This window comes from Methylobacterium sp. WL7 (genome assembly GCF_008040085.1).
GTDB lineage: Bacteria > Pseudomonadota > Alphaproteobacteria > Rhizobiales > Beijerinckiaceae > Methylobacterium > Methylobacterium mesophilicum.
Genome location: NZ_VRVG01000174.1, coordinates 1 through 8350, shown reverse-complemented (window position 1 = coordinate 8350; position 8350 = coordinate 1). Strand labels below are relative to the sequence as shown.

The following is an 8350-nucleotide window of genomic DNA, read 5'->3' as shown; positions in this document are numbered from 1 at the left end:
TTTTTAATTGACACGGCCACCTCCTTGTCCACCCCCTCCGCGTCGGGGGGGAGCTTCTTTGTTTTATATGCGCCGGCGGCCGGCCGCTGCGGCTCCGCGCTTCCGGGGGCTTCGGCCGGCGCGGAGGACCTGTCCTCGGACAGGCGCAGGCTGGGCTCGATCCGCGGCCGCTCGGGATCGAAGGCCGGCTCGACGATCGGGGGCACGATGAAGGCGGGGGCGGCCGGCAGCACCGGCGGCAGACGCGGCGCGCCCTCGACGACGGGGCCGGATGGGGCCGAACTCAGCGCCGGGCGCAGTCCGATCGTCCGCTCCAGCCGCCGGAACACCAGGGCGAGCACGCCGATCCCGAACAGCACGGCGCCCGACGAGGCCGCGACCGATCCCGCGATCACCATCGCGAGGCCGCTCTCCAGACGCACATAGGGAAAGCCCTGGATCACGGCGGCGCAGCCCCCGATGGCCATGGCGGCGGCGAGCGCGAACAGCGCAGCGATCATGTTACTCTCTAGAGATGGGCCGGCTAACCGCCGACGCTTACGGCGTGGCGCACAGTAAGGCCTTGCGGTCATATTGCAAAACCCGATGGCGAGATTGCCCGGGATACCGGTTCTCGGGCGGGACGTCCGCGCCGGCGGCACGCGCATCCGCCGGAACTTCGCGTCAAGCCTGGCCGCAACGGCGTTGCCGTCGCGCGGGCACCGACTTACCTACTGACCGTGACCCGGAAGCCCCCGCCGGGGACGAGGCCGCCCATGGCTGGCGCGGGCCGCTGTTTCCCGTGAAACACGGCCGGCCCCAGCTTCTTGTTATCGCACGGTTAAGCGCGGAACGCCGTACCCGGCGTTTCCGCATCGTGCCTCAAGCGGAGACAGACCCTATGACCTTCACGCTGCCGGAACTGCCCTACGCCTACGACGCGCTCGGGCCGTACATGTCGAAGGAAACCCTCGAGTTTCACCACGACAAGCACCACAAGGCCTACGTCGATACCGGCAACAAGCTGCTCGAGGGCACGGATCTCCAGGGCAAGAGCGTCGAGGAGATCGTCAAGGCCGCCTACAACACCAACCAGCCGCTCTTCAACAACGCCGGCCAGCACTTCAACCACCTCCATTTCTGGAACTGGATGAAGCCCAATGGCGGCGGCGCGATCCCCGGCGCGATCGCCAAGAAGATCGACGAGGACCTGGGCGGGGCCGAGAAGTTCAAGGCGGACTTCATCCAGGCGGGCGTCAGCCAGTTCGGCTCGGGCTGGGCCTGGCTCGCCGTCAAGGACGGCAAGCTCGCGATCCTGAAGACCCCCAACGGCGAGAACCCGCTGGTCCACGGCGCCAAGCCGATCCTGGGCGTCGACGTGTGGGAGCACTCCTACTACATCGATTACCGCAACCGCCGGCCCGACTACCTCAAGGCGTTCATCGAGAACCTGGTGAACTGGGAGTACGTCGAGAAGCTGCACGGCGAGGCGACCGCCTGATCCGGTATCCATGAGCCGGCGTCGCGGACCGATCGTGTCCGCGGCGCCCTTGAGGTAGCGGCCGAAACCGGCTCTTGATGCGCCCGTTGCCGGATGACCCGGTGCAGAAGGGTCCGGCCATTCCTTCCCATCTTCCCAACGCGACGACTCTCTCATCGCCCTCTTCCTGCTCTGCGGGAAACCCGATTCAGACATCGCCGGACGAGGCACGGGTCCCCTCTCCCGTGCGGGAGAGGGACAGGGTGAGGGGTGCGACCTCTCCGGACAGACCTGATCCCTCACCCCAACTCTCTCCCGCACGGGAGAGGGGGCTCGTTGCGGTCTTCGCGAGGCAATACGTGGCCACCCTCCCCCACAGAGGGGGGAGGGTGGTTTGCCGTCCATGATCCGCTCCATCCTCTCGGTGGGCGGCTGGACCCTGGTCTCGCGCGTCACCGGCTTCGCCCGGGACGTGGTGATGGCCGCCGTGATGGGCGCGGGGCCGATGGCCGACGCCTTCGTGGTCGCGTTCCGGCTGCCGAACCATTTCCGCGCGATCTTCGGCGAGGGCGCGTTCAACACCGCCTTCGTGCCGGCCTATGCCGGGCTCGCCGAGGCCGGCGCCTCCGGGGCGGCCCATCACTTCGCCGACCGCGTCTTCACCCTGATGCTGATCGTGCAGCTCGTGCTGCTCAACCTCGCCCTGCCGGCGATGCCCTGGGTGGTGCACGCCCTGGCGCCGGGATTCGCCGAGGACGGCGAGCGCTTCCAGCTCGCGGTGGCGCTGACCCGGATCACCTTCCCGTACCTGCTGTTCATGACCCTGGTGACGCTGCTGTCGGGCATCCTCAACGCCCACCGGCACTTCGCCGTGGCGGCAGGCGCCCCGGTGCTGCTCAACCTCGCGATGCTGGCGGCCCTGTCGCTGAGCTTCCTGTTCCCCAACGCCGCCTACGCGGCCGCCTGGGGCGTCGCGGTCTCCGGGGTGCTGCAGTTCGGCCTGCTGTGGTGGGGCTGCCGCCGCGCCCGGGTGATGCCGGACCTGGCCGTGCCGCGCTCCGATCCGGCGCTGAAGCGGTTCTTCGTGGTGCTCGGGCCCGCGGTGATCGGGGCGGCCGGGTTCCAGATCGCCACCTTCGCCGACACGATCATCGCCAGCTGGCTGCCCACCGGCGCGGTCTCGGCCCTGTACTACGCCGACCGGCTCTACCAGCTGCCGTTCGGGGTGATCGCGATCGCGGCCGGCACCGTGCTGCTGCCGGAGATGAGCCGGCGGATCGCTTCCGGCGACGTCGCCGGCGCGCACGCGGCGCAGAACCGGGCGGCGGGGTTCTCCCTGGCCCTGTCGGCGCCGTTCATGGTGGCGTTCCTGACCATCCCGGGCCTGATCATGGCGGCCCTGTTCCAGCGCGGCGCCTTCGGGGCCGAGGATGCCGCCCGGGCCGCCTCGGTGCTGGCGGCCTACGGGCTCGCCCTGCCCGCCGTGGTGCTGGTGCGCAGCGCGGTGGCGAGCTTCTACGCCCGCCAGGACACCAAGACCCCGCTCTGGGCGTCGCTGACCGCGATCGGGGTCAACGTCGCGCTCAAGCTCTGGCTCACCGGGCCCTACGGCGTCACCGGCCTGGCGCTCGCCACCGCGGTCAGCCAGTGGGTGAACCTGCTGCTCCTGGTCGTCCTGGCCAGGCGCCGCGGCTGGACGGCGCCCGGCCGCACCCTCGGCCTCACGGTGCTGGGCGTGGGGCTCGCCTGCCTGGCGCTGGCCGGGGTGGCCGTCTACGGCCAGGGGCTGGCCGAGGCGCTGGTGCCGGCCCTGGCGCATGGGCGCGAGATCGCCGTCCTGGCGCTGCTCGGGCTGGCCGGGGCCGTCGTCTACGGCGGCCTGCTGGCGGGGCTGTTGCACCTGTTCGGCCTGCGCCTGCGCCGGGCCTGAGCGCGTCCGTTCCATCGAGCCGGGCTCGCCGCCGCGCCCGCGAGTCCCACATCGTCCCTGAGCGCCATTGAGGAACGCCATGACCAAGGACCTGCTCGCGGGCGTGAAGGCCGTCCTGTTCGACGCCTACGGCACGCTGTTCGACGTGAGCGCCGCGGTCCAGCGCTACGCCGACGCGGTCGGACCGGATGCCGAGCACCTCTCCGAGGTCTGGCGCAACAAGCAGCTCGAATACAGCTGGACGCTGTCTCTGATGGGCCGCTACGCCGCCTTCTGGGACCTCACGGTGCGCGCCCTCGACTACGCGCTGGCGGTCCATCCGGGGGTGGATCCCGGATTGCGCGAGAAGCTCCTCGACGCCTACCGGGACCTCGACGCCTACCCCGAGGTGCCGGGCGTGCTGGCGGCCTTGCGCAAGCGCGGCCTCCGCACGGCGGTCCTGACCAACGGCAACGCCGCGATGGTCGACCGCGCCGTGGCCTCGGCGGGGCTCGCCGACCATCTCGACGCGGTGCTCTCGGTGGACGACGCGCAGGTGTTCAAGACCCACCCGGACGCCTACCGGATCGCGCTGGTCCGGCTCGCGGTCGGGGAGGCGGACGTGCTGTTCTGCTCGTCCAACCGCTGGGATGTGGCGGGCGCCAACGCGTTCGGGTTCCGGACCGCCTGGGTCAACCGCCGGGGCCTGCCCGACGAGTACGCGGATCTCGCGCCCACGGGCGTGATCGGGTCGCTCGACGGGCTGCTCTGAGGACCGGCCCGGGGCGCGATGCCGCGTCTTGGTCTGTCGCGTCTTGGACTAAAGTCGAGCTTGCAACGTGCCGGCCGCGCACTCGGTTCGCCCCTGACTCGGACGCCAGCCTTGTGAGCGTCGAGCGCGAGGGAACGTCTGATGAAGCGTATCGTGTTGGCAGCCGCATGCTGCGTCGGCGTCATGGGCCCGGCCTGGGCCCTGGACGTGACCAAGTCGGTCGACGTCGCCGCGTCGCCCGAGGCGGTCTGGAAGACCATCGGCGGGTTCTGCGGAATCGGCGACTGGCATCCCGTGATCGAGAAGTGCGTCCCGTCCAAGAAGGGCGACAAGGATGTCCGCACCCTCAGCCTGAAGGGCGGCGGGACCATCGTCGAGGAGCAGGAATCCCGCGACGACGCGAAGATGGCCTACACCTACACGATCCTGGAAGGCCCGCTGCCCGTCACGGACTATCATTCGACGCTCCGGGTCGCGAAGGCCGGCAGCGGCTCCAAGGTGACCTGGACGGGCACCTTCAAGGCCAAGGGCGCCCCCGATCCCAAGGCGCAGGAGGCCATCGCGGGCGTGTACGAGGCCGGGCTGAAGGGCATCGCCGCCAAGGCGAAGTGACGGTGCAGTGACGTTTCGGCGGCAGCGGGCGGAGGCGCTCCGCTGCCATCGCCCGGCCCGCCGGCGCCACAACGGGCACGCGATCGAATTGCGCAGCTTCGGAGATTTTTAATCGTCCCGGTGTTGGATCATCCGCAACACGAACGGGAGAGTTAGCGCGTGGCCACGAACGGTTCCTTCACGACGATCCGCGCCGGGGCCGCAGCCCTCGCCGCCGCCCTGGTGCTCGGGGCCGTCGCCCCGGCCACCGCCCGCGACCAGACCGGCGCGATTCTCGGCGGCCTCGCGGCCGGCGTGGTCGGCGGTGTGGTCGGCGGCGCCCTGGTCAACGGCGCCAACCAGCCCCCGCCGCCCCCGCCGGAATACCGCCCGCGCCGGGTCCTGGTCGAGGAGCCCGAGACCGTCGTGGTGCGCGAGCGCCGCGGCCCGATCTGCCACTACGAGCGCCGCAAGGAATGGCTCGGCGACGGCGAGTTCACCTACCGCCGCGTCGAAGTCTGCGAGTAATTTCTTTACGATCGTCTCGCCGGCGCCGCGTCCCCCCGGGGGCGCGGCGTTCGTCATTTCACCACCAGCCAATCCTCGACCACGAGGGCGTCGAGGCCGGTGGTGTAGAACATCAGGATCGCATCCTCCGCGCTGTGGAGGATCGGCTTGCCCATCACGTTGAAGCTGGTGTTGAGCAGGATCGGCACCCCGGTGATGTCCGCGAAGGCGCGGATCAGCGCCGCGTAGGCCGGGTTGCGCTCGGGCGTGACGCTCTGGAGCCGGCCGGTGCCGTCCTGGTGGACCACCGCCGGCACCCGGGCGCGGACCGACGCGCGCCAGACCAGCGTGCGCTCCATGTAGGGGCTGTCGGCGTAATCCTCGAACCAGTCCGGCCCGGCCTCGGCCAGGATCGAGGGCGCGAACGGCCGGAACGCCTCGCGGTACTTCACCTTGGCGTTCAGCGCGTCCTTGGCGCCCTCCGGCCGCGGGTCGGCCAGGATCGAGCGGTTGCCGAGCGCCCGGGGGCCGAACTCCGCCCTTCCCTGCACCCAGCCGACGAGACCGCCCGCGGCCAGGATTTTTGCCGCGGCCCGGGTCGCCTCTGCGTGTCCGACGCATGTGGCCCGCGGCTCCTGCTCGGCCAAGCGCTCCATCGCGGTGGTCGAGACCCGGGAGCCGAGATAGGGCGTCAGCGGGCGCGAGGCGGCGGGCGGGCCGGCCCAGTCCGGATGGTCCTCCGCGTAGGCGAGCCAGGCGGCGCCCACGGCGTTGCCGTCGTCGGCCGGCGCCGAGGGGACGTGCAGCCGGGCGAAGCCGGAGCGGCCGAGCACCCGACCGTTATAGGAGGAGTTGAGCCCGCAGCCCCCGGCGATCACGAGGTTCTCGGAGGGGCCGAGGGCGGCCGCCTCGGCCACCAGCACATCCATCAAAGTCCCAAACAAATCCTGGCCGCAGCGGGCGAGGTCGGCCCAGCCCTGCTCCCGGGCGTCCGCGGGCTGGCGGGCCCGGATCTCGGCGGCGACCGCCTGGATCGTGTCGGCCTCGGCGAAGCGCAGGCGCCCGGCCTCGACCGTGCAGAGCCGGGCCAGCAGGGCGGCCAGCTCCGGGTCGGGGCGTCCGTAGGGGGCGAGCCCCATGATCTTCCATTCCTCGCCCTTCACCTGGTCGAAGCCGGCGAGATCGGTGACGAGCCCGTACAGGAAGCCGAGCGACCCGCGCCCGCGGTGGCGGCGCAGCTCCGTGATCCGGCCGTCCTGCAGCCGGTAGATCGCGGCCGCGCCGGTCTCGCCCATGCCGTCGACCACCAGGGCGGTGGCCTCCTCGAACGGGCTGCCCCACAGCCCGTAGGCGGCGTGGCAGAGATGGTGCGGGTAGCGCCGCTGCCCTGCGATCGTCGCGCGCGGCGTCCCGGTGATCCGCGCCTCCTGGTTGAGGGCCAGCAGGGTGCCGTGGCCGGCCCGCGCCTGCGCGGCGTGGAGGTCGGCGATGAACACCCGCTCGGCCTGCTCGGGCACGAAGGAGCGGTTGAGCGCCGTGGTGTGGGCGGACAGCGCCATCAGGTCGAAGGCGCCGGCCCCCGCCTGTCCGCGCAGGAAGTCGGCGAATTGCTGCCCCCAGGACGAGGCGACCACGATCTCCGATCCGGCCGGCACGTAGTCCTGCACCAGGCCGATCACCCGGGCCGGGATGTCGGGCTCGCAGTTCGGGGCGCGCTTGACCTGGAGGAACCGCTCCGTGGCCTCGGCGAACAGCACGGCGCCGTCGGGCCCGAGGAGGGCGAGCGCCGGATCGTGGAAGGTGGTGGCGAGGCCGAGATAGAACCGCATGGATCGGGGGGTAGCGCATTTTCGCGCGCGACGGAGCCCGGGGCGCCCGCTACCGGATGGCCTCGGGGCGCCGCGCCAACAGGAGGATTGCCGCCCCGACGAGCCCCGACAGGGCCGAGCCCGCGAGCACGCCGAGCTTCACCGCGGTCTCGTGCTGCGGATCCGCGAAGGCCAAGCCGCCGATGAACAGGCTCATGGTGAAGCCGATCCCGCACAGGACCGCGACGCCGTAGACCTGGCCCCAGCCGGCCCCGGCCGGGCGCTGCGCCCATCCGAGCGCGACGGCGAGCCTCAGGCTGGCGAACACGCCGGCCTGCTTGCCCAGGAACAGCCCCGCGGCGATGCCGAGCGTCACCGGCTGGAGCAGGGCGTCGGGCGTCAGGCCGGTCAGGGCGACGCCGGCATTGGCGAAGCCGAAGACCGGGACCACCAGATAGGTGATCCAGGGCGCCAGGGCGTGCTCCAGCCGGTGCAGCGGCGAGCTGACGTCCTCCGGCCGGCCGGGGCTCACCCGGATCGGGATCGTGAACGCCAAGAGCACCCCGGCCACCGTGGCGTGGATGCCGGAGCGCAGCACCAGCACCCACAGCACCAGGCCGAGCAGCAGGTAGACCGGCAGCCGGGTCACGCCCGCCCGGTTGAGGCCGTAGAGGCCGGCGAGCACGAGGGCGGCGAGTCCCAGCATCCCGGCATCGAGGCCGGAGCCGTAGAACAGCGCGATCACCACCACGGCGCCGAGATCGTCGACGATGGCCACGGCGCTCAGGAAGATCTTGAGCGAGACCGGCACCCGCTTGCCGAGCAGCGCCAGGACGCCGAGCGCGAAGGCGATGTCGGTCGCCGCCGGGATCGCCCAGCCGCGTAAGGTATCGGCGCCGAGATTGGCCGCCGCGTAGACCAGGGCCGGCATCGCCATGCCGCCGAACGCCGCGATGCCGGGCAGCACCCGGTCCGGCCAGGTGCGCAGCCGCCCGTCCAGCGCCTCGCGCTTGATCTCCAGCCCGACCAGCAGGAAGAACCCGGCCATCAGGCCGTCGTTGATCCAGTGCTGCACGCTCATCGGCCCGAGGGCGGCGTGGAGCCCGTGCGCGTAGGCGTCGGCGAACGGGCCGTTGGCGACCACGAGGGCCAGCGCCGCCGCGGCCATCAGGATCAGCCCGCCCGCGGCCTCGCTCGCCAGCATGGTGCGGATGGCCGAGAGCGGGCGCCGGCCGCGGGCCGGTGGGGCGCGGCCGGGATTTAAAGGCGGCTTCATCGCGGGCAGGCTTGGCGTGATTTGGGGG

7 protein-coding genes and 1 pseudogene are annotated in these 8350 nt (G+C 71.6%); 5 read left to right on the top strand and 3 right to left on the bottom strand.

From position 1 onward, the window contains the following. Positions 1-500, bottom strand: a pseudogene (locus tag FV233_RS26685) (hypothetical protein); the annotation flags it as partial. Between the two features lie 380 nt (positions 501-880). Here FV233_RS26685 and FV233_RS26680 point away from each other — a divergent pair. The 5 genes from FV233_RS26680 (at position 881) to FV233_RS26660 (ending at position 5259) form a co-directional block, all read left to right on the top strand. After that, positions 881-1480 carry a superoxide dismutase gene (locus tag FV233_RS26680; RefSeq protein WP_058195058.1) on the top strand — a complete coding sequence of 200 codons (600 nt, stop codon included), beginning with the start codon at positions 881-883 and terminating at the stop codon, positions 1478-1480. Between the two features lie 382 nt (positions 1481-1862). After that, the gene (murJ, locus tag FV233_RS26675) at positions 1863-3389 is read left to right on the top strand and encodes a murein biosynthesis integral membrane protein MurJ (protein WP_147899313.1); all 1527 of its coding nucleotides are present in this window, start codon (positions 1863-1865) and stop codon (positions 3387-3389) included. 79 nt (positions 3390-3468) lie between these two features. Next, a complete protein-coding gene (locus tag FV233_RS26670; RefSeq protein WP_147857578.1) occupies positions 3469-4140 on the top strand; it encodes a haloacid dehalogenase type II in 672 nt (223 codons plus the stop codon). A gap of 141 nt (positions 4141-4281) precedes the next feature. Further along, complete coding sequence (locus FV233_RS26665; RefSeq protein ID WP_147857579.1) at positions 4282-4752, top strand: SRPBCC family protein; 471 nt, start codon at positions 4282-4284, stop codon at positions 4750-4752. Between the two features lie 159 nt (positions 4753-4911). After that, complete coding sequence (locus FV233_RS26660) at positions 4912-5259, top strand: hypothetical protein (RefSeq protein ID WP_147899312.1); 348 nt, start codon at positions 4912-4914, stop codon at positions 5257-5259. Positions 5260-5312: 53 nt separating this feature from the next. Here FV233_RS26660 and FV233_RS26655 read toward each other — a convergent pair whose 3' ends face one another. Both FV233_RS26655 and nhaA read right to left on the bottom strand, forming a co-directional pair. Then, positions 5313-7067, bottom strand: coding sequence for a carbamoyltransferase C-terminal domain-containing protein (locus tag FV233_RS26655; RefSeq protein ID WP_147899311.1), 1755 nt, complete (start codon positions 7065-7067; stop codon positions 5313-5315). Positions 7068-7116: 49 nt separating this feature from the next. Next, entirely contained in the window at positions 7117-8322 is a 1206-nt protein-coding gene (nhaA, locus tag FV233_RS26650; protein ID WP_147899310.1) for a Na+/H+ antiporter NhaA, read from the bottom strand. Positions 8323-8350 lie beyond the last annotated feature (28 nt).